Source organism: Pseudomonas sp. DR48 (assembly GCF_019823085.1).
Lineage (GTDB): Bacteria > Pseudomonadota > Gammaproteobacteria > Pseudomonadales > Pseudomonadaceae > Aquipseudomonas.
In genome coordinates, this window is the sequence record NZ_CP081946.1 from 6,850,440 (window position 1) to 6,872,168 (window position 21,729).

A 21,729-nucleotide genomic window follows, 5' to 3' on the forward strand; every position below is an offset into this window, starting at 1 on the left:
CTTGCAGTAATGCGCATATAAGACAACTTCCCGGTCACCATCCCGTTAAACAGTTTAAAAACCGACTCAAACAATATTGATTATCATTTAGCGACAACTATGTTCGTTACATTTCCGACAAAACAATATTGATGAAATGCCGGCTAATGCCCGCAACGCATGGGCCGCGGGCTTTCGGAGGTGCGCTATGTCCTTATTCCTATAAATAATTTCGCTATAGGAATTTTACTTGCAGAGTGTTGTGCCATAAAATCAGCGGGATTGATTGCTGCGACATATCGTCACTGCTTTGTTTCTTTATCAAGCTCAGAGACCTTTGCTCTCTGTTAAGGATTACCAGCATGCCCGAAGCGACAGGACTCATGGCCCACAACTGGGGCTTTGCCATTTTCCTTCTGGGCGTTGTCGGCCTCTGCGCCTTCATGCTCGGCGTCTCCAGCCTTCTCGGGTCAAAAGCCTGGGGTCGCAGCAAAAACGAACCGTTCGAGTCCGGCATGCTACCTACAGGTGGCGCCCGCTTGCGGCTCTCAGCCAAATTCTATCTGGTCGCGATGCTCTTCGTGATCTTCGATATCGAAGCCCTCTTTCTCTTTGCCTGGTCTGTGTCCGTCCGCGAAAGCGGCTGGACCGGATTCGTCGAAGCTCTCGTTTTCATAGCAATTCTGTTGGCAGGTCTTGTCTACCTGTTCCGAGTGGGCGCCCTTGACTGGGCTCCGGAAGCTCGTCGCAAGCGGCAGGCGAAGCTGAAACAATGAGGCTTTGGCAATGCAATACAATCTCACCAGGATCGACCCCGATGCTCCTAACGAGCAGTATCCGATTGGCGAACGGGAAACCGTTTCCGATCCGTTAGAAGATCAAGTCCACAAAAACATCTTCATGGGCAAGCTCGAAGACGTGCTTAACGGCACGATCAACTGGGGGCGCAAGAACTCCCTGTGGCCGTATAACTTCGGTCTTTCGTGCTGCTACGTGGAAATGACTACCGCCTTCACGGCGCCCCACGACATCGCGCGCTTTGGCGCCGAGGTTATCCGGGCATCGCCGCGTCAGGCGGACTTCATGGTTATCGCCGGTACCTGCTTCATCAAGATGGCGCCGATCATTCAGCGTCTCTACGAGCAAATGCTCGAACCTAAATGGGTTATTTCCATGGGTTCGTGCGCCAACTCCGGTGGCATGTACGACATCTACTCAGTCGTTCAAGGGGTGGACAAGTTCCTGCCCGTGGACGTCTACGTGCCTGGCTGCCCGCCCCGTCCTGAAGCTTTCCTGCAAGGCTTGATGCTCTTGCAAGAGTCGATTGGACAGGAGCGTCGTCCGCTTTCCTGGGTCGTCGGTGATCAAGGCGTGTACCGCGCCGAGATGCCTTCCGAAAAGGAAAAGCGCCGCGAACAGCGAATCGCAGTCACCAACCTGCGCAGCCCCGACGAAGTCTGATCCAGATCTGCTTCTTTAAAAGAACAAGACACTGGCTTCATTCTTTACGTTGACCGAAAGCGATAAATAACCATGACTACAGGCAGTGCTCTGTACATCCCGCCTTATAAGGCAGACGACCAGGATGTGGTCGTCGAACTGAACAACCGTTTTGGCCCCGAGGCGTTCACCGCCCAGCCTACCCGCACCGGCATGCCGGTACTTTGGGTTGCCCGGGCCAAACTCGTCGAAGTCCTGACTTTCCTGCGCAACCTGCCCAAGCCGTACGTCATGCTCTATGACTTGCACGGCGTGGACGAGCGTCTGCGCACCAAGCGTCAAGGGCTGCCAAGCGGCGCCGACTTCACAGTGTTCTATCACTTGATGTCGATCGAACGTAATAGTGACGTAATGATCAAGGTCGCCTTGTCCGAGAGCGACCTTAGCGTGCCGACCGTGACCGGTATCTGGCCGAACGCCAACTGGTACGAGCGTGAAGTGTGGGACATGTACGGCATCAACTTCGCCGGCCACCCTCACCTGACCCGCATCATGATGCCGCCGACCTGGGAAGGTCACCCGCTGCGCAAGGACTTCCCGGCCCGCGCCACCGAGTTCGATCCGTTCAGCCTGACCCTGGCCAAGCAACAGCTTGAGGAAGAAGCCGCGCGCTTCAAGCCTGAAGACTGGGGCATGAAACGTTCCGGCGCGAACGAGGACTACATGTTCCTCAACCTCGGCCCCAACCACCCTTCGGCGCACGGTGCGTTCCGCATCATCCTGCAGCTGGACGGTGAAGAGATCGTCGACTGCGTGCCTGACGTCGGTTACCACCACCGTGGTGCCGAGAAGATGGCCGAGCGTCAGTCCTGGCACAGCTTCATTCCGTACACCGACCGTATCGACTACCTCGGCGGCGTGATGAACAACCTGCCGTACGTGCTCTCGGTCGAGAAGCTGGCCGGCATCAAGGTGCCCGAGAAGGTCGACGTCATCCGCATCATGATGGCCGAGTTCTTCCGGATCACCAGCCACCTGCTGTTCCTGGGTACGTACATCCAGGACGTCGGCGCCATGACCCCGGTGTTCTTCACCTTCACCGACCGTCAGAAGGCGTACACGGTGATCGAAGCCATTACCGGTTTCCGTCTGCACCCGGCCTGGTACCGCATCGGTGGCGTCGCCCACGACCTGCCGCGCGGCTGGGAAAAGCTGGTGAAAGACTTCGTCGAGTGGATGCCAAAGCGTCTGGACGAATACCAGAAAGCCGCACTGGACAACAGCATCCTGCGTGGCCGGACCATCGGCGTTGCCGCCTACAACACCAAGGAAGCCTTCGAATGGGGCGTCACCGGTGCAGGCCTGCGTTCGACCGGTTGCGACTTCGACCTGCGTAAGGCACGCCCGTACTCCGGTTACGAGAACTTCGAATTCGAAGTGCCGCTGGCCGCCAATGGCGATGCCTACGACCGTTGCATCGTGCGCGTCGAAGAAATGCGCCAGAGCATCAAGATCATCGAGCAGTGCATGCGCAACATGCCGGAAGGCCCGTACAAGGCGGATCACCCGCTGACCACGCCGCCGCCCAAAGAGCGCACGCTGCAGCACATCGAGACCCTGATCACGCACTTCCTGCAAGTTTCGTGGGGCCCGGTCATGCCGGCCAACGAATCCTTCCAGATGATCGAAGCGACCAAGGGCATCAACAGTTATTACCTGACGAGCGATGGCGGCACCATGAGCTACCGCACCCGGATTCGTACGCCAAGCTTCCCGCACCTGCAGCAGATCCCTTCGGTGATCAAAGGCAGCATGGTCGCGGACTTGATTGCGTACCTGGGTAGTATCGATTTCGTTATGGCCGACGTGGACCGCTAAGCATGAATAGCACGCTTATCCAGACAGACCGTTTCACCTTGAGTGAAACCGAGCGCTCGGCCATCGAGCACGAGCTGCATCACTACGAAGACCCGCGCGCGGCGTCGATCGAAGCCCTGAAGATCGTCCAGAAGGAACGTGGCTGGGTGCCTGACGGCGCGCTCTACGCCATTGGCGAGATCCTCGGCATTCCGGCCAGCGACGTTGAAGGGGTGGCGACGTTCTATAGCCAGATCTTCCGTCAGCCAGTCGGTCGCCACATCATTCGCGTCTGCGACAGCATGGTCTGCTACATCGGCGGCCACGAGTCGGTTGTCAGCGAAATCCAGAGCAATCTGGGCATCGGCCTGGGGCAGACCACTGCCGACGGTCGATTCACCCTGCTGCCGGTCTGCTGCCTCGGCAACTGTGACAAGGCGCCGGCGTTGATGATCGACGACGACACTTTCGGTGATGTGCAGCCTGCCGGCGTTGCCAAATTGCTCGAGGGCTACGTATGACCCTGACTTCCTTCGGTCCAGCCAACCGCATCAAGCGATCGGCCGAGACCCACCCGCTCACCTGGCGTCTGCGTGATGACGGCGAAGCCGTCTGGCTCGACGAGTACCAGGCCAAGAACGGTTACGCCGCTGCGCGCAAAGCCTTCGCTGACATGGCTCAGGACGACATCGTCCAGACCGTGAAGGATTCGGGTTTGAAAGGTCGCGGCGGCGCAGGCTTCCCCACTGGCGTTAAGTGGGGCCTGATGCCCAAAGACGAATCCATCAACATCCGCTACCTGCTGTGCAACGCGGACGAGATGGAACCGAACACCTGGAAAGACCGCATGCTGATGGAGCAACTGCCCCATCTGCTGATCGAAGGCATGCTGATCAGTGCTCGCGCGCTGAAAACCTACCGTGGCTACATCTTCCTGCGTGGCGAATACACCACCGCCGCCAAGCACTTGAACCGTGCCGTGGAAGAAGCCAAGGCCGCAGGCCTTCTGGGCAAGAACATCCTGGGCAGCGGCTTCGATTTCGAGCTGTTCGTCCACACCGGCGCCGGGCGTTACATCTGCGGTGAAGAAACCGCACTGATCAACTCCCTCGAAGGCCGCCGCGCCAATCCGCGTTCCAAGCCGCCCTTCCCTGCCGCCGTTGGCGTGTGGGGCAAGCCGACGTGCGTGAACAACGTTGAAACCCTGTGCAACGTCCCGGCGATCATTGCCGACGGCGTGGACTGGTACAAATCGTTGGCGCGCCCGGGCAGTGAAGACATGGGCACCAAGCTCATGGGCTTCTCCGGCAAGGTCAAGAACCCGGGCCTGTGGGAATTGCCATTCGGCGTCACCGGTCGCGAGTTGTTCGAAGACTACGCCGGCGGCATGCGCGACGGTTATACGCTCAAGTGCTGGCAGCCAGGCGGCGCCGGTACCGGTTTTCTGTTGCCGGAACACCTCGACGCACAAATGTACGCCGGCGGCATCGCCAAAGTGGGCACCCGTATGGGTACTGGCCTGGCCATGGCGGTGGACGACAGCGTCAACATGGTTTCCCTGCTGCGCAACATGGAAGAGTTCTTCTCCCGTGAATCCTGCGGCTTCTGCACCCCGTGCCGTGACGGTCTGCCGTGGAGCGTCAAGCTGCTGCGTGCAATCGAGAACGGTGAAGGGCAAGCCGGCGACATCGAGACCCTGCTGGGTCTGGTCGGTTTCCTCGGCCCGGGCAAGACCTTCTGTGCTCACGCACCGGGCGCCGTGGAGCCATTGGGCAGCGCAATCAAATACTTCCGCCATGAGTTCGAAGCCGGCATCGCGCCCACCAGCGCCGTCGTCCCGCCTCTGGCAAGGCCGATCGTAGTCGGCGCGTAAACGCTTAAAAAAGGCGAAGGGTCCGTGCCCTTCGCCTTCTCGTGTGATGACGCCGCAAGCGGCTGTTTTGATTCACGCGAACAACAAGATTCCATTAGCCACGCCCGCTGACACCGGGCCAACGAAGAACTTTGAACCATGGCCACTATCCACGTAGACGGCAAAGAGCTCGAAGTCGATGGGGCAGACAACCTGTTACAGGCATGTCTGTCGCTAGGCCTCGATATCCCTTATTTCTGCTGGCACCCAGCCCTTGGCAGCGTTGGCGCTTGCCGCCAGTGCGCGGTCAAGCAGTACACCGACGAGAACGACAAGCGTGGTCGGATCGTCATGTCCTGCATGACCCCCGCCACCGACGGCAGCTGGATCTCCATCGACGACGAAGAAGCGAAAGTGTTTCGCGCCAGCGTCGTTGAATGGCTGATGACCAACCACCCTCACGACTGCCCGGTCTGTGAAGAAGGCGGTCACTGCCACCTGCAAGACATGACCGTGATGACCGGCCACAACGAGCGCCGTTATCGCTTCACCAAGCGCACCCACCAGAACCAGCAACTGGGCCCGTTCATTTCCCACGAAATGAACCGCTGCATCGCTTGCTACCGCTGCGTGCGCTTCTATAAGGATTACGCTGGCGGCACCGATCTCGGTGTGTTCGGCGCCCACGACAACGTGTACTTCGGTCGCGTTGAAGACGGCACCCTGGAAAGCGAGTTCTCCGGCAACCTCACCGAGGTCTGCCCGACCGGTGTGTTCACCGACAAGACTCACTCCGAGCGCTACAACCGCAAGTGGGACATGCAGTTCTCGCCGAGCATCTGCCATGGCTGCTCCAGCGGTTGCAACATCTCCCCGGGCGAACGCTACGGTGAACTGCGTCGTATCGAAAACCGCTTCAACGGTTCGGTCAACCAGTACTTCCTGTGCGACCGTGGCCGTTTCGGCTATGGCTACGTCAACCGCACGGATCGTCCGCGTCAGCCATTGCTGGCCAACGGCGCCAAGCTGACCCTGGACGAAGCGCTGGATAAAGCCGCTGACCTGCTGCGCGGTCGCAACATCGTCGGTATCGGTTCGCCGCGCGCCAGCCTCGAAAGCAACTACGCGTTGCGCGAGCTGGTCGGTGCCGAGCACTTCTACTCCGGTATCGAAGCCGCTGAGCTGGAGCGCATTCGTCTGGTCATGCAGGTGCTCAAAGACAGCCCGCTGCCGATCCCGAACATGCGCGACATCGAAGACCACGACGCGATTTTCGTCCTCGGCGAAGACCTGACCCAGACCGCTGCACGCATGGCCCTGTCCCTGCGTCAATCGGTCAAGGGCAAAGCCGAAGACATGGCCGACGCGATGCGCGTTCAGCCTTGGCTCGACGCCGCCGTGAAGAACATCGGTCAGCACGCGCTGAACCCGTTGTTCATCGCCAGCCTGGCTGAAACCAAGCTCGACGACGTCGCTGAAGAATGCGTTCACGCAGCACCGGACGATCTGGCCCGCATCGGTTTCGCCGTGGCTCACGCCCTCGACGCCAGCGCACCGGCTGCCGAAGGCCTGGATGCTGAAGCCCTTGATCTGGCCAAGCGCATCGCCGACGCCCTGCTCGCGGCCAAGCGTCCATTGATCATCGCCGGCACCTCGTTGGGTTCCAAGGCGCTGATCGAAGCCGCCGCGAACATTGCCAAAGCCTTGAAGCTGCGTGAGAAGAACGGTTCCATCAGCCTGATCGTGCCAGAGGCCAACAGCCTCGGCCTGGCCATGCTCGGTGGCGACTCGGTCGACGACGCCCTGCAAGCGGTGATCGACGGCCGTGCCGACGCTCTCGTCGTGCTGGAAAACGATCTGTACACCCGCACCGACAGAGCCAAGGTTGATGCCGCCCTGAACGCCGCGAAAGTGGTGATCGTCGCGGACCATCAGAAGACTGCCACCAGCGATCGCGCGCACCTGGTTCTGCCAGCCGCCAGCTTCGCTGAAGGCGACGGCACGCTGGTCAGCCAGGAAGGCCGCGCCCAGCGCTTCTTCCAGGTGTTCGACCCGACTTACCTCGACGCGAGCATCCTGGTTCACGAAGGCTGGCGCTGGCTGCATGCCCTGCGCGCGACCCTGTTGAACCAGCCGATCGACTGGACCCAACTGGACCACGTCACTGCAGCCGTGGCTGCAAGCACGCCGCAACTGGCGCGCATCGTCGACGCCGCGCCGTCCGCCGCGTTCCGCATCAAAGGCCTGAAACTGGCGCGCGAACCGCTGCGCTACTCCGGTCGTACCGCCATGCGCGCCGACATCAGCGTGCACGAACCGCGTACTTCCCAGGACAACGACACTGCGTTCTCGTTCTCCATGGAAGGCTACTCGGGCTCGGTCGAACCGCGTCAGCAAGTGCCATTCGCCTGGTCTCCGGGCTGGAACTCGCCGCAAGCCTGGAACAAGTTCCAGGACGAAGTCGGTGGTCACATCCGCGCTGGCGACCCGGGCACCCGCCTGATCGAAAGCACCGGTGATTCGCTGAACTGGTTCGCCGCTGTTCCACGTGCGTTCAACCCGGCGCCGGGCACCTGGCAGGTCGTGCCGTTCTTCCACCTGTTCGGCAGCGAAGAGAACTCTTCCAAAGCCGCGCCGGTTCAAGAGCGCATTCCGGCCGCTTACGTGTCGCTGGCCAAGTCCGAAGCCGACCGCCTGGGTGTCAATGACGGCGCCATGCTCAGCTTGAACGTCGCGGGCCAGACCTTGCGTCTGCCGCTGCGCATCAATGAAGAGCTGGGTGCTGGCCTGGTGGCATTGCCGGCGGGTATCGCCGGCATTCCGCCCGCGATCTTTGGCAAAACCGTTGACGGTCTGCAGGAGGCAGCGCAATGACTTGGTTCACTCCTGAAGTGATCGCCGTGATCATCTCGGTCATCCAGGCCATCGTGATTCTGCTCGCCGTGGTGGTCTGCGGCGCGCTGCTGAGCTGGGTCGAGCGTCGTCTGCTCGCCCTCTGGCAGGACCGTTACGGTCCGAACCGCGTCGGTCCGTTCGGCGCGTTCCAGATCGCGGCCGACATGATCAAGATGTTCTTCAAGGAAGACTGGACGCCGCCGTTCGCCGACAAGATGATCTTCACCCTGGCACCGGTCGTGGCCATGAGCGCCCTGCTGATTGCCTTCGCGATCATCCCGATCACCCCGACCTGGGGCGTGGCGGACCTGAACATCGGCATCCTGTTCTTCTTCGCCATGGCCGGTCTGTCGGTCTACGCGGTGTTGTTCGCCGGCTGGTCGAGTAACAACAAGTTCGCCCTGCTGGGCAGCTTGCGGGCCTCGGCACAGACCGTGTCGTACGAAGTGTTCATGGGCCTGTCGCTGATGGGCATCGTGATCCAGGTCGGCTCGTTCAACATGCGCGACATCGTTGATTATCAAGCGCAGCACCTGTGGTTCATCATTCCGCAGATCTTCGGTTTCCTGACCTTCTTCATCGCTGGCGTCGCCGTGACTCACCGTCACCCGTTCGACCAGCCGGAAGCGGAACAGGAACTGGCCGACGGTTACCACATTGAATACGCCGGCATGAAATGGGGCATGTTCTTCGTCGGCGAGTACATCGGCATCGTGTTGATTTCGGCGCTGCTGGTGACCTTGTTCTTCGGTGGCTGGCATGGTCCGTTCGACATTCTGCCGCAGATCCCTTTCATCTGGTTCGCGCTGAAAACCGCGTTCTTCATCATGATCTTCATCCTGCTGCGCGCCTCGATTCCGCGCCCACGGTATGACCAAGTGATGGATTTCAGCTGGAAGTTCTGCCTGCCGCTGACCCTCGTCAACATGCTGGTGACCGCTGCGATCGTGTTGCTCAACACGCCCGCCGTCGCGGCTCAGTGAGGATAGAGAATCATGAAGTACATATTTGACATCGTGCATGGCTTCTTCACCCAGCTTCGCAGCCTGGTGATGATTTTCGGCCACGCCTTCCGCAAGCGCGACACGCTGCAGTACCCGGAAGAAGCCGTGTACCTGCCGCCGCGCTACCGTGGCCGTATCGTCCTGACCCGCGACCCTGATGGAGAAGAGCGTTGTGTAGCCTGCAACCTGTGCGCCGTGGCATGCCCGGTCGGTTGCATCTCGCTGCAGAAAGCCGAAACCGAAGACGGTCGCTGGTACCCGGACTTCTTCCGCATCAACTTCTCGCGCTGCATTTTCTGCGGCCTCTGCGAGGAAGCCTGCCCGACCACCGCGATCCAGCTGACACCGGATTTCGAGATGGCCGAGTTCAAACGTCAGGACCTGGTTTACGAGAAAGAAGATCTGCTGATCTCCGGCCCCGGCAAAAACCCTGATTACAACTTCTATCGTGTTGCAGGTATGGCGATTGCCGGTAAGCCAAAAGGCGCCGCGCAAAATGAAGCCGAACCGATCAACGTGAAGAGCTTGCTGCCTTAAGGAAGAAAGATGGAATTCGCTTTCTATTTCGCATCGGGTATCGCTGTGGTTTCCACGCTTCGCGTGGTCACCCACACCAACCCTGTGCACGCCCTGCTCTACCTGATCATTTCGCTGATTGCCGTGGCGATGACGTTCTTCGCCCTCGGCGCACCGTTTGCCGGTGTGCTGGAAGTGATCGCCTACGCTGGCGCCATCATGGTGCTGTTCGTGTTTGTGGTGATGATGCTGAACCTGGGGCCCGCCTCGGTTCAGCAAGAGCGCGTCTGGCTCAAGCCCGGCATCTGGCTCGGCCCGGTGATTCTCGGTGCCCTGCTGCTGGCCGAGTTGCTGTACGTGCTGTTCAGCCACCAGACCGGTCAGGCCATCGGCCACACCACCGTAGACGCGAAGGCCGTGGGCATCAGCCTGTTCGGTCCTTATCTGCTGGTGGTCGAACTCGCCTCGATGTTGCTGCTTGCGGCAGCCGTCACGGCGTTCCACTTGGGCCGCAACGAAGCCAAGGAGCAATGACGATGCCTGCTATCCCTATGGAGCATGGTCTGGCGGTCGCCGGCATCCTGTTCTGCCTCGGTCTGGTCGGCCTGATGGTCCGGCGCAACATTCTTTTCGTGCTGATGAGCCTGGAGGTCATGATGAATGCCTCCGCGTTGGCGTTCATCGTTGCCGGTAGCCGCTGGGCGCAGCCGGATGGACAGATCATGTTCATCCTGGTGATCAGCCTGGCAGCCGCCGAGGCCAGTATTGGCCTGGCGATTCTGTTGCAGCTGTATCGCCGCTTCCACACTCTCGATATCGACGCTGCCAGCGAGATGCGCGGATGAATCTTCTCTATCTGACTTTCGTATTCCCTCTCATAGGTTTTCTGCTGCTGGCGTTCTCACGCGGTCGCTTTTCGGAAAACCTGTCGGCGCTGATCGGCGTCGGTTCCATCGGCCTGTCTGCCATCGTCGCGGCCTACGTGATCTGGCAATTCAACGTCGCCCCGCCAGAAGGCGGCCACTACACCCAGGTGTTGTGGCAGTGGATGGCGGTGGAAGGCTTCACGCCTAACTTCGCGCTGTATCTGGATGGCCTGTCCGTGACCATGCTCGGTGTGGTCGTCGGCGTCGGCTTCCTGATCCACCTGTTTGCGTCCTGGTACATGCGCGGTGAAGCCGGTTACTCGCGCTTCTTCGCCTACACCAACCTGTTTATCGCCAGCATGCTGTTCCTGGTGCTGGGCGATAACCTGTTGTTCCTGTACTTCGGCTGGGAAGGCGTGGGCCTGTGCTCGTATCTGTTGATCGGTTTCTACTACAGCAACCGCAACAACGGTAACGCGGCGCTCAAAGCCTTTATCGTCACCCGTATCGGCGACGTGTTCATGGCCATCGGCCTGTTCATCCTGTTCCAGCAGTTGGGCACGCTGAACATTCAGGAGCTGCTGGTCAAGGCACCTCAGCACTTCCAGTCCGGTGACTTCTGGATCGTCCTGGCGACCCTGATGCTGCTGGGTGGCGCTGTCGGTAAATCCGCGCAACTGCCACTGCAAACCTGGTTGGCGGATGCGATGGCCGGTCCTACCCCGGTTTCGGCACTGATCCACGCTGCAACCATGGTGACCGCCGGTGTCTACCTGATCGCCCGTACCCACGGCCTGTTTGCGTTGGCGCCGGACATCCTGCACCTCGTCGGTGTTGTGGGTGGCGTGACCCTGGTGCTGGCCGGTTTTGCCGCGCTGGTGCAGACCGACATCAAACGTATCCTCGCCTACTCGACCATGAGCCAGATCGGCTACATGTTCCTGGCCCTGGGCGTTGGTGCATGGGATGGCGCGATTTTCCACCTGATGACCCACGCTTTCTTCAAGGCGCTGTTGTTCCTTGCCTCCGGTGCGGTGATCGTTGCCTGCCACCACGAGCAGAACATCTTCAAGATGGGCGGCCTGTGGAAGAAACTGCCGCTGGCCTACGCCAGCTTCATCGTCGGCGGCGCGGCATTGTCTGCCCTGCCTCTGGTGACCGCAGGCTTCTACTCCAAGGACGAAATCCTCTGGGAAGCGTTCGCCAGCGGCAACCACGGTCTGCTGTATGCAGGTCTGGTCGGCGCGTTCATGACATCGCTGTACACCTTCCGCCTGATCTTCATCACGTTCCACGGTGAAGCGAAGACCGAAGCGCACGCCGGTCACGGCATCGCTCACTGGTTGCCACTGTCGGTGCTGATCGTGCTGTCGACCTTCGTCGGCGCCATGATCGTTCCACCGCTGCACGGCGTGCTGCCGGAAAGCGTTGGCCATGCCGGCGGCGAAGCCAAGCACAGTCTGGAAATCGCCTCGGGCGCCATCGCCCTGTCCGGTATCCTGCTGGCCGCGCTGCTGTTCCTTGGCAAGCGTCGTTTCGTCACTGCAATCGCCAACAGCGGCATCGGCCGCTTCCTTTCGGCATGGTGGTTCGCTGCCTGGGGCTTCGACTGGATCTACGACAAACTGTTCGTCAAGCCATACCTTGCGATCAGCCACGTACTGCGCAAAGACCCGCTCGACCAGACCATCGGTCTGATCCCGCGTATGGCCAAAGGCGGTCACACCGCCCTGAGCCGTACCGAAACCGGTCAACTGCGTTGGTACGCGGCATCGATGGCAGCCGGCTCCGTGCTGGTCATCGGCGCCATCGTGCTGGTAGCGGTCTGAATATGAACCTTGCGAACTTGCGAAAGGAATTGAGCCCGTCATGATTCTGCCTTGGCTAATCCTGATCCCCTTCATCGGCGGCCTGCTGTGCTGGATGGGTGAGCGCTTCGGCGCTACCCTCCCCCGCTGGATTGCGCTGTTGACCATGACCCTGGAACTCGCGCTCGGCCTCTGGCTGTGGGCCCACGGTAATTATTCATTTGCTCCGGCGCCTGGCGCCGATCCGGTCTGGGCGCTTGAGTTCAAGCACATCTGGATCCAGCGTTTCGGCATCAGCGTGCACCTGGCCCTCGACGGCCTGTCGCTGCTGATGATCCTGCTGACCGGTCTGCTGGGTATCCTCTCGGTGCTCTGCTCGTGGAAAGAGATCCAGCGTCACGTTGGCTTCTTCCACCTGAACCTGATGTGGATCCTGGGCGGTGTCGTCGGCGTGTTCCTCGCCCTCGACCTGTTCATGTTCTTCTTCTTCTGGGAAATGATGCTGGTGCCGATGTACTTCCTCATCGCGCTCTGGGGTCACAGTTCTTCGGACGGCAAGAAAACCCGGATCTACGCGGCGACCAAGTTCTTCATCTTCACCCAGGCTTCCGGCCTGATCATGTTGGTGGCGATCCTGGGCCTGGTGCTGGTCAACTTCAACAGCACCGGTGTGATTACCTTCAATTACTCCGATCTGTTGAAAACCAAGATGTCGCTCACCACCGAGTACATCCTGATGCTCGGCTTCTTCATCGCGTTCGCGGTGAAGCTGCCAGTGGTGCCGTTCCACTCCTGGCTGCCTGACGCTCACGCCCAGGCACCGACCGCGGGTTCCGTCGACCTGGCCGGTATCTTGTTGAAGACTGCGGCTTACGGTCTGCTGCGATTCGCCCTGCCGCTGTTCCCGAATGCCTCGGCCGAGTTCGCGCCGTTCGCCATGACCCTGGGTCTGATCGGGATCTTCTACGGTGCTTTCCTGGCGTTCGCGCAAACCGACATCAAGCGTCTGATCGCCTACTCCTCGGTTTCCCACATGGGCTTCGTGCTGATCGGCATCTACTCCGGCAGCCAACTGGCGCTGCAGGGAGCGGTGATGCAGATGCTGGCTCACGGTCTGTCGGCGGCGGCACTCTTTATCCTCAGTGGCCAGCTGTACGAGCGCACCCACACCCGCGACATGCGTGAAATGGGTGGCCTGTGGTCGAAGATCGCTTACCTGCCCGCCATCAGCCTGTTCTTCGCGGCGGCGTCCCTGGGCTTGCCGGGTACCGGTAACTTCGTCGGTGAGTTCCTGATCCTGATCGGCACCTTCGCCGCTGCGCCGTGGATCACCGCGATCGCAACGTCGGGCCTGGTGTTCGGTTCGGTCTACTCGCTGATCATGATCCACCGTGCCTACTTCGGCCCGTCCAAATCGGACGCGGTGCTGCATGGCATGGACGGTCGCGAACTGATCATGGTGGTCGGCCTGGCGGCACTGCTGATTTACATCGGCGTGTACCCGCAGCCGTTCCTCGACACTTCTGCCGCGACGATGCATGGCGTGCAGCAGTGGCTTGGCTCCGCCTTCACTCAACTCGCTTCGGCCCGGTAAGAGCGCTATGGAATTCACGACTCAACACTTTATCGCGCTTGCGCCGTTGTTGATCACCAGCGCCACGATCATCGTGGTGATGCTGGCAATCGCCTGGCGCCGCAACCACTCGCAGACCTTCCTGATTTCCGTGGCGGGTCTGAACCTGGCATTGCTGTCGATCCTGCCAGCCCTGAAAGTCGCGCCTTTGGCGGTGACTCCTTTGCTGCAGATCGACACCTTCGCCTGCCTGTACATGGCGCTGATCCTGGTCGCCACCCTCGCCTGTGTAACCCTCGCCCACGCCTACCTCGGCGATGGCGGTTCGGGTTACCCGGGCAACCGTGAAGAACTTTACCTGCTGATCCTGATGTCCGCAGCTGGCGGCCTGGTACTGGTCAGCGCGCAACATCTGGCCGGATTGTTCGTCGGTCTGGAGCTGCTCTCGGTACCGGTCTACGGTCTGGTGGCTTACGCCTTCTTCAACAAGCGTTCGCTGGAAGCCGGTATCAAGTACATGGTGCTGTCGGCCGCAGGTTCCGCGTTCCTGCTGTTCGGTATGGCGCTGCTGTATGCCGACTCCGGTAGCCTGAGCTTCGTTGGCATCGGCCAGGCCCTCGCGGCCACCGGCCTGCCAAGCTCGCTGGCGCAACTGGGCCTGGGCATGATGCTGATCGGTCTGGCGTTCAAGCTGTCGCTGGTGCCGTTCCACCTCTGGACCCCGGACGTTTACGAAGGGGCTCCGGCTCCGGTGGCGGCGTTCCTGGCCACCGCCTCCAAAGTCGCGGTGTTCGCGGTGATGGTGCGTCTGTTCCAGATCTCCCCGGCGGCAAGCAGCGGTGTACTGAGCGACGTACTGACCATCATCGCCATCGCGTCGATCCTGTTCGGTAACCTGCTGGCACTGACCCAAAGCAACCTCAAGCGTCTGCTGGGTTACTCGTCCATCGCTCACTTCGGTTACCTGCTGATCGCTCTGGTGGCGAGCAAGGGCCTGGCCGTTGAAGCCATCGGCGTGTACCTGGTCACCTACGTCATCACCAGCCTCGGCGCGTTCGGCGTGATCACGCTGATGTCCTCGCCGTACAACGGTCGTGACGCCGATGCCCTGTACGAGTACCGCGGCCTGTTCTGGCGTCGTCCGTACCTGACCGCCGTACTGACCGTGATGATGCTGTCCCTGGCCGGTATCCCGCTGACCGCGGGCTTCATCGGCAAGTTCTACATCATCGCCACCGGTGTCGAATCGCATCAATGGTGGCTGGTCGGTTCCCTGGTACTGGGCAGCGCCATCGGCGTCTTCTACTACCTGCGCGTCATGGTCACCCTGTACCTGATCGAGCCAAACCTGCGTCGTCACGATGCGCAACTGCATTGGGAACAACGTGCAGGCGGCGTGATGCTGCTGGCCATCGCCGCACTGGCGTTCTTCCTGGGTCTGTATCCGCAGCCATTGCTGGTGCTGGTTCAGCAGGCGGGCCTGGCGGGTTGATCGTTTAGTCGATACTCGGTAGAAAACAGAAACGGCACCTTCGGGTGCCGTTTTTGCGTTTGTGGGATCGTGATTTTCAAGCATCGATTTATGCACCGCCTCCCGGGTCAGTCCCACTGCGAAGTATCCCCTCTCTTTGATCGAATGCTCTCACCGCACGGGTTGATTTGTCCTACAGGTGTTTTTTCAACCCGGGTCTACCGTTGGAAACGGGAACGAAAAGGATGGCTTCGATGCCTTGACCGATTCGATTATCAAGACAACACTATACGTAGGTAGCGTACAGAACATGGATGCTCTTTTTATCGAATTACGTATGTTTCAGAAACATCGAGACGAGTACATGGATGACGATCTGTTTCGCAGCTTTCAACTGGAGTTGCTTAAGAATCCGGAAGCGGGCGATCTCATTGAGGGCACCGGTGGGCTGCGCAAAATCCGCTTCTGCGATCAACGACGAGGCAAGGGCAAACGTAGCGGATTGCGGGTGATTTATTACTGGTGGTCAGGCTTCGATCAATTCTGGCTGTTCACCGTGTACAGCAAAAACGAGCAAGACGACCTGTCGCACTCCCAGAAAAACGTTTTCAGACAAGCGCTAGATAGAGAAATCAACACGAGATCCCACTATGAAACGTGACATTTTTTCCGAACTGATGGATGGCCTCGAGGCCCTGGCGGATGAGCGCCAAGGCAAAATCACGTTGCGAACCCACAAGGTTCAGTTGCCAAAACTGGTGCCCATCACTGCCGAGGAAGTAGTAGCCATCCGCCAACAGCTCAACCTCTCCCGGTCCGTGTTCGCCATGTATCTGCGCACCAACACCCGAACCCTCGAGAATTGGGAGCAGGGACGGGCAATTCCCAATGCCCAAGCCACGACACTGATCCGCCTGGTTGAGCGTTTTCCGGAGACAGTCGCGCAACTGGCGGCACTGACTTGAATTGTCTGCACCATTTTAATTGCTCCTTCATTGGATCGTTGCCCGCAGTGACGGACCTGCTCGCTAAAGCGCTGGAACTGGCACATACAAAAACGGCACCTCTCAAGACTGAGTGAAAACGCACTGATGGTGGTTCCAAGCAAACGCCCCGACTTGTTCGGGGCTTTTTCATCTGTGCAGAAAGCAAAGACTTCTGCCGGTTGAATTCGAGGGGTAAATCCGCGCCGCCGTCTGAAATAACTTCAAACGCGATAGGAAAAATCTCCGCGTACTACCTGTAAAGGAACGAAAACAGACTCATCATTGCAATCTGGCTACCCAACTATCTGAATTTTCCCACACCCCATTTCCCCCATCGCTGCAGCGAATGCGGTGTTTACTCGGCGTCCGCCCCTGTTTACGAATAAAAGTCGTCAATCGCGGATTAATGTGTATGTGTTTCCTTACACCAAAAATAACGACACTGTAACTTCCCGTCATTTTTGACCGACCAAATTCCAACTTATACAGTTGCTCCGTGCTTGATTAAGCACTCCACTATCCAACAATAAAGAGAGTCTACCTATGGGTTACCTTGTCAGCTGGAACGCAAACAAAGTTATCGACCTGAAACAACAGGACACCCCCACAGCAGAACAAATTGAAGAACTGCAACTGACCGAGGATGAACAGGCAGAACTGGAAGCCGTTTAAGAAAACGGGGGGGGGGCAAATGCCCCCCCGTTTTTCAAGGGAGGGAACAATGGATAACTTTACACGTGCAGAACGAGAACTCACCCTCGCGCAGGCTGAAAAGAGGATTCACGCCGAACTGAAAAACCTGGGACTTCGCCCGGAACCCCGGATACTCGGACAACAGATCGTCGCAGTGCATGTCTCGGCGAGTATGGGCAATCAACAGGGCATCGCCAGGGGAGCGGGAAAAGGTTACCTCCATCACGCCCAGGTGGGTGCACTTTACGAAACACTGGAACATTATCTAAGTGATCACTTCAGCTCCTGCGATATTCACTGCATCGCCCCGCATTATTTTTCCGACTCGTCACTATTTATCGACGACACTGTTCTTTCGACTCTCATCGACCAACCCGATGCCTTGACAGCCAGCAGAACTTATACGGACATTTTCAAAAAAACGTCATTCTCTTATCCCGTTGCATTATGCACTCCCGACTATTCGCGCCAACCACTGGAACAAGACACTACAAACTACGGCGTATTACGGCGATACGCCTCTAACAGTGGAACGGCCATTGGCGCGAGTTACGACGAAGCGGTCTTGCATGCGGCAAATGAATGCATCGAGCGCGATGCGGTCTCGTTGTTTTTGCTGGAGCATTTTTACTACGAGAACCGGCCTGTGTTGCGCCGGGTTGGGCGCGTGGCAGATCACGAAGAATTGGGTCAACTGTGGTCAGACGCCGAAGCGGAGATCGGAGCGGAAATCATCCTGATCGACATCAGCACTGAATTCCTGCCACGCACCTTTCTGGCGTTCACAACCGAACCAGGTCCCCATCCTCGCGTGTTCGGCAGCGGTAGCTCGATCAGCGCCCGACATGGCGCGTGGCGGGCGCTGACCGAACTCGTCCAACTGCATCACGGGGCCTCGGAACCAGAACTGCAACACTACCTGAGTAATGCGCAACGGCACTTGAGCAAATTTCCTCGCCTGCTCCGCTGTCTGCAATTCGATCTGTATCCACTGCTTACCCTGTGCGAACAATTCACCGTCGAATTACCCGAAACAATCAATGAGCGACCATTGGCCGAGCAAATCAACTTGCTGGCAGAAGATCTCCACCGGCATGGGCGCGCGCTGGGTGTCACCCAATTACATCAGACGCCGTTGGGGACCACGCTGGTCAACGTCGTCATTCCGGGGCTGGAGCGGTTTTTTGTGGTGTCCAGTGGCAATGTGGTGATACCGCAGGCACGAGGACGGCGCCTGCAAAGGAATCAGGGAGTGCCAGCATGACCCCTGCCCTTCGTCGAGAACACCGCCTCGCTCGATCATTCCCCCGGCGCAAGGCATCGCCGGGCGAGCTCGATCGCTTCATCGAACCGTTCGGCTCGGGCCTGCATCATTTGTTTGTCTTGCGTGTCGGCGGCAAAGAATGGGTCGGCCGCAAAGTCCTGCAACACAGCGAGACGGTCGGCTGGCACATCAGCAGCGCACTCCAACCCTGGATGCTGCTCGGACCGCTGGCGGAGTGGCACTGGGGCAATCAAGGCGCCGTGATCTATTTCCATGCGGTATCTGCGCAGGAGAAAGAAACCGCATTCCATAACGCGTTGACGCAGTCGGGCAGCGAAGTGCGTTTTCCGTTTCCTGCCATGGATGACAACGGCCGAGAGTGCGTCTGCCCGCCCGAGTACTGGCAATGTGATGAGTCACTCGCCACACAGCTGGATGCTGACGAACGGCATTTTCGCCAGCATTGCACAAACCTGCTCAACTTCCTGTCATCTCCCGGCGCGGTGATCCATGACCCGGCGTGTTCGACGGGCGAGTTCATCGCGCACCTCGCTGGCAAACTCCCGGATCGCCAATGCCTGGGGTCTGATCGCTCAGCGTCGATGATCGAATATGCCAAAAAGCATCATGGCACTTCAGCTGCCCGGTTCTACCTGGCCGATGCCCGCGACATCGCGACAACAGGTATTCAATGCGATGTGCTGATCCTGCGCTTCCTCAATGCCGAAGTGATGTCGCGCAAGGACGCGCATCGAGCGTTCCTCGATATGGCAGCCGGCGTTAAACCGGGAGGCACTATTCTCCTTTTCGGCCATACGCCGGTGCTGATCGCCGTGCCCTATATGGCGCAGGTGCTGAAGCTTGAACTGATATCCAGCGTAGCGGCCCGTCCCGGCCACACGGAACTGTTTCAGTTCTACAGGCTGAGGACGCCCGCCTAATGGTGAACAGTGGCTACCTCTCGACCGGCGACGGTCACCAACTCTATTGGGAGCGACACGGCACCCCAGGTCGCGAACCGATATTTTTCCTGCATGGCGGACCGGGGGGTTGCAGCGACAGACGTCATCTGGAGTTCTTCGATGAGCGCTGTTTCGACATTATCCTGTTCGATCAGCGTGGCTGCGGGCGCTCCGTTCCCCATGGCCAACTCCAACACAACGACACCAGCCTTTGCGTCGAAGACATCGAAGCCCTGCGGCAGCATCTGGGGTTCGAAACGATCAGCATGCTCGGCGTCTCATGGGGCAGCTGGCTGGCCATTCAATACCAGCAACGCTATCCAGAGGCCGTTCTGAAAACCACACTGGTCTCAGTCTTCGTGCCGTTTTCAGCCAACGTAAGTGCCTACGATCAAACCTTGAATGGCGGTCTCTCGGCCATTACCCATGGGGCACGCGCCGTCAGTGCCGGTGCGATCTACCAAGTCTTGAACAATGGCTGCGCAATCCAGCAGCGCCAGGCGGCCCTCCACTGGTCAAGGGCAACACTGCAATTGAGCGGACAATCGATGCAGCCGAGCGCACTCGAAGCATTCGTTGACGACGAAGCCGTGCGCGCTATCCGCCTGGAGTTGCATTACCACGTAAACCAGTACTTCTTCACAACCGCGGATGAAGCGCCTTCGCTTAATGCCCAGACTGAAGTGATCCAAGGCATCAGCGATACATTCGGCATGGCCAGCGTTCGCTGGCTTCGGCGGCGCCAACCGCTGCGATGCCGGCTACTCAACGCCGGACACAACGCCTTCGAGCTGGCGATTCTGAAAACCGTGCGCCAGTCGTTGAAACGTGAATATCTGCGCTGACAAGAGATCGCACTATGGAACGTGACATTTTTCCGAACTGATGGGAGGCATGGAAGATCTCGCAGATGAGCGACAAGGAAGGGTCACTCGACACGCTTACAAATCTTGGGTCTTGTCGTCCTTCTTCTCAGTCAACACGACGGGGTTACGCGCCTGTTCTTTGGCAACAAACACCTCCATCGAGCGTTCATTGGCCGCCATCATTTTTTCAAAGGCTCTGTCGCCACCACCTTCAGCCAAAACCACAGAAGACATCACCAACGCCACTGCAAACGCACTCAGTTGTGCAAGTTTCATGTTTGATTCCTCGTTTAATTAACTAACGAGATCAAGGTAACAATCCGAACCTTTCATGAAGGTGGCGCGCAAATTACATATCCGTTATGTGGCCGCAGGGCGTGCAGCAGTTGTCGCAGTTCTGCGATGACCTGGCCCATGAGCTGGGCACGCCGATCAGCAATTTGAGGGGCAAGTCACAGGTAACGGCGCAATACCTGTGGGAGCCGGGCTTGGACCTTGGCGCTGAGTAAGAGGTGAGTCTTTTGGGTATCCGTCAGGGCGCCTTTTTTTGCCTTCGGCTTCGGCTCGCAGGTCTATCGGATTTACCCTACTGCCAAACCGGAATCACCCGGCATTCAAATTTGAGGTTACTCGCCAAAGTCCCCGTTTTGCGGAAAGGGACACGGACGTGACCAGACTCATCCCCCGAAGAGAAGTCCATGGCCAACATGGGCAAGTACTCGACACCTACCAAGCCATGGAAAACTTTCGAGAGGCGCTGAGCCGCCCGGACGATTTACCAGGCTTCGACGATTTGCTAAACGCATTGGGGCTCAATCGATCCAATTACATTCAAGGAGCCAACCAGCGAAAACTGATCGAGGCTATTAGTAACGTCGACTGGAATTTGCCTGAAAGCAAAGAAGCCGGTTGTCAGCCTTTCAATAAAAACGCGGCCCTTCTAGCGCCGCGTTTTTTGTGTCTGCTCAGTCCGTTGATCAGCCCGCAGGATCGACGTTATCCAACGCCTTGTTCACTGCCAGTTCGCCCAACATCACCACCTGCGCAATCCCCAATAACGTCTGACGGTGCGTGCCTTCCAGCACCGCGGCGAAGTCACCGAGCATGACCGAGGCCGATGCCAGGGATTCGCAGGCATTGGCCAGCAAGGATTCGGTGTCGGCTTTGGGATTGACGAAGAACATTTCGTTGGGGGTATATGGCGTGGCCATGATTTTGACGCTGGGGTTGAGGTAGTAGTCGAGGGCGCGGTCGGCGGCTTCGTGGAGTTTTCGGGTGTCCACGCAGACGTAGGGGGATGTTGGGTCGGTGTCCGTAGCGGTATCTGCTTCGGGAGGGTTGGGGGTTGGTTTTTTCATAGGGTATTTCCTTTGCCTGAAAGTTGTAGCTGCCCCTTTCGGTTCCACGCGAAGGGTGGCAGCTGTACGCAGGTTGGAACCCGGGGGCAAAGAACCCGGCAGACCCGAAGGTCTCCCGCGCACAGCCGCCATAAACGGAGTGCACACATTGAAGGTGTGCAAGCATACGTTATGAAAGGCGCCTTGGCGCTGTACTGCCCTCGGGGTTCCAATCCCGATCGCTGATTTGGCAGCGACGTCCACAGGCTAGAGAGCTGACGTCCGACGGACAACCTGAAAACATTGTGGGAAGGTTCTGCTCATCCACTTAAACGCTTAAACATCCAGCATTGAAATACG

Annotated in this window: 21 protein-coding genes and 1 pseudogene; 20 read left to right on the forward strand and 2 right to left on the reverse strand. The window is 58.8% G+C overall.

Annotated elements, in window-relative coordinates; genetic code table 11:
- Nucleotides 1-341: 341 nt before the first annotated feature.
- The 19 genes from K5K95_RS31080 to K5K95_RS31165 all read left to right on the forward strand — a co-directional run bounded on the left by K5K95_RS31080 (nucleotide 342) and on the right by K5K95_RS31165 (nucleotide 20,011).
- Nucleotides 342-755, forward strand: a complete 414-nt coding sequence (locus tag K5K95_RS31080; protein ID WP_003223812.1) for an NADH-quinone oxidoreductase subunit A — start codon at nucleotides 342-344, stop codon at nucleotides 753-755.
- Nucleotides 756-765: 10 nt separating this feature from the next.
- Entirely contained in the window at nucleotides 766-1,440 is a 675-nt protein-coding gene (locus tag K5K95_RS31085) for a NuoB/complex I 20 kDa subunit family protein (RefSeq protein WP_007946424.1), read from the forward strand.
- Nucleotides 1,441-1,512: 72 nt separating this feature from the next.
- On the forward strand, nucleotides 1,513-3,297 hold the full coding sequence (gene nuoC, locus K5K95_RS31090) for an NADH-quinone oxidoreductase subunit C/D (RefSeq protein ID WP_222587618.1): 1,785 nt from the start codon (nucleotides 1,513-1,515) through the stop codon (nucleotides 3,295-3,297).
- 2 nt (nucleotides 3,298-3,299) lie between these two features.
- A complete protein-coding gene (gene nuoE, locus K5K95_RS31095; RefSeq protein WP_007946422.1) occupies nucleotides 3,300-3,797 on the forward strand; it encodes an NADH-quinone oxidoreductase subunit NuoE in 498 nt (165 codons plus the stop codon).
- Nucleotides 3,794-5,149 carry an NADH-quinone oxidoreductase subunit NuoF gene (gene nuoF, locus K5K95_RS31100; RefSeq protein ID WP_090185654.1) on the forward strand — a complete coding sequence of 452 codons (1,356 nt, stop codon included), beginning with the start codon at nucleotides 3,794-3,796 and terminating at the stop codon, nucleotides 5,147-5,149. Before nuoE ends, nuoF begins: the two co-directional genes overlap by 4 nt.
- 138 nt (nucleotides 5,150-5,287) lie before the next feature.
- On the forward strand, nucleotides 5,288-8,002 hold the full coding sequence (gene nuoG, locus K5K95_RS31105; RefSeq protein ID WP_222587619.1) for an NADH-quinone oxidoreductase subunit NuoG: 2,715 nt from the start codon (nucleotides 5,288-5,290) through the stop codon (nucleotides 8,000-8,002).
- Nucleotides 7,999-9,006 (forward strand): NADH-quinone oxidoreductase subunit NuoH, encoded by a 1,008-nt coding sequence (gene nuoH / locus K5K95_RS31110; RefSeq protein WP_046032492.1) that lies wholly within the window; start codon nucleotides 7,999-8,001, stop codon nucleotides 9,004-9,006. The genes nuoG and nuoH overlap by 4 nt, the downstream gene beginning before the upstream one ends.
- Before the next feature lie 12 nt (nucleotides 9,007-9,018).
- Complete coding sequence (nuoI, locus tag K5K95_RS31115) at nucleotides 9,019-9,564, forward strand: NADH-quinone oxidoreductase subunit NuoI (protein ID WP_177331423.1); 546 nt, start codon at nucleotides 9,019-9,021, stop codon at nucleotides 9,562-9,564.
- A 9-nt stretch (nucleotides 9,565-9,573) separates the two neighbouring features.
- Nucleotides 9,574-10,077, forward strand: coding sequence for an NADH-quinone oxidoreductase subunit J (gene nuoJ, locus K5K95_RS31120; protein WP_090185667.1), 504 nt, complete (start codon nucleotides 9,574-9,576; stop codon nucleotides 10,075-10,077).
- Between the two features lie 2 nt (nucleotides 10,078-10,079).
- A complete protein-coding gene (gene nuoK, locus K5K95_RS31125) occupies nucleotides 10,080-10,388 on the forward strand; it encodes an NADH-quinone oxidoreductase subunit NuoK (protein ID WP_007946416.1) in 309 nt (102 codons plus the stop codon).
- Nucleotides 10,385-12,238 carry an NADH-quinone oxidoreductase subunit L gene (nuoL, locus tag K5K95_RS31130; protein ID WP_222587620.1) on the forward strand — a complete coding sequence of 618 codons (1,854 nt, stop codon included), beginning with the start codon at nucleotides 10,385-10,387 and terminating at the stop codon, nucleotides 12,236-12,238. The genes nuoK and nuoL overlap by 4 nt, the downstream gene beginning before the upstream one ends.
- Nucleotides 12,239-12,278: 40 nt before the next feature.
- Entirely contained in the window at nucleotides 12,279-13,811 is a 1,533-nt protein-coding gene (gene nuoM, locus K5K95_RS31135) for an NADH-quinone oxidoreductase subunit M (RefSeq protein WP_222587621.1), read from the forward strand.
- 7 nt (nucleotides 13,812-13,818) lie between these two features.
- Nucleotides 13,819-15,282, forward strand: a complete 1,464-nt coding sequence (gene nuoN / locus K5K95_RS31140; RefSeq protein WP_090185674.1) for an NADH-quinone oxidoreductase subunit NuoN — start codon at nucleotides 13,819-13,821, stop codon at nucleotides 15,280-15,282.
- Between the two features lie 289 nt (nucleotides 15,283-15,571).
- Nucleotides 15,572-15,922, forward strand: a complete 351-nt coding sequence (locus tag K5K95_RS31145; protein WP_222590488.1) for a toxin — start codon at nucleotides 15,572-15,574, stop codon at nucleotides 15,920-15,922.
- Entirely contained in the window at nucleotides 15,912-16,226 is a 315-nt protein-coding gene (locus tag K5K95_RS31150) for a helix-turn-helix domain-containing protein (protein WP_222587622.1), read from the forward strand. Before K5K95_RS31145 ends, K5K95_RS31150 begins: the two co-directional genes overlap by 11 nt.
- A 564-nt stretch (nucleotides 16,227-16,790) precedes the next feature.
- Nucleotides 16,791-16,919 (forward strand): hypothetical protein, encoded by a 129-nt coding sequence (locus K5K95_RS33360; RefSeq protein WP_261398117.1) that lies wholly within the window; start codon nucleotides 16,791-16,793, stop codon nucleotides 16,917-16,919.
- Between the two features lie 49 nt (nucleotides 16,920-16,968).
- Complete coding sequence (locus K5K95_RS31155; RefSeq protein ID WP_222587623.1) at nucleotides 16,969-18,204, forward strand: YcaO-like family protein; 1,236 nt, start codon at nucleotides 16,969-16,971, stop codon at nucleotides 18,202-18,204.
- Nucleotides 18,201-19,145 (forward strand): class I SAM-dependent methyltransferase, encoded by a 945-nt coding sequence (locus K5K95_RS31160; RefSeq protein WP_222587624.1) that lies wholly within the window; start codon nucleotides 18,201-18,203, stop codon nucleotides 19,143-19,145. The genes K5K95_RS31155 and K5K95_RS31160 overlap by 4 nt, the downstream gene beginning before the upstream one ends.
- Nucleotides 19,145-20,011, forward strand: coding sequence for an alpha/beta fold hydrolase (locus K5K95_RS31165; RefSeq protein WP_222587625.1), 867 nt, complete (start codon nucleotides 19,145-19,147; stop codon nucleotides 20,009-20,011). Before K5K95_RS31160 ends, K5K95_RS31165 begins: the two co-directional genes overlap by 1 nt.
- A gap of 96 nt (nucleotides 20,012-20,107) precedes the next feature.
- On the opposite strand, the gene K5K95_RS31170 is transcribed toward K5K95_RS31165, so the two are convergent.
- Nucleotides 20,108-20,308 carry a co-regulatory protein PtrA N-terminal domain-containing protein gene (locus K5K95_RS31170; RefSeq protein ID WP_222587626.1) on the reverse strand — a complete coding sequence of 67 codons (201 nt, stop codon included), beginning with the start codon at nucleotides 20,306-20,308 and terminating at the stop codon, nucleotides 20,108-20,110.
- A 98-nt stretch (nucleotides 20,309-20,406) separates the two neighbouring features.
- Here K5K95_RS31170 and K5K95_RS33730 point away from each other — a divergent pair.
- A pseudogene (locus K5K95_RS33730) lies at nucleotides 20,407-20,496 on the forward strand (hypothetical protein); the annotation flags it as partial.
- Nucleotides 20,497-21,009: 513 nt separating this feature from the next.
- Here K5K95_RS33730 and K5K95_RS31175 read toward each other — a convergent pair.
- Nucleotides 21,010-21,390: a DUF6124 family protein gene (locus tag K5K95_RS31175; protein WP_222587627.1), complete on the reverse strand. Its 381-nt coding sequence runs from the start codon at nucleotides 21,388-21,390 to the stop codon at nucleotides 21,010-21,012.
- Between the last annotated feature and the right edge of the window lie 339 nt (nucleotides 21,391-21,729).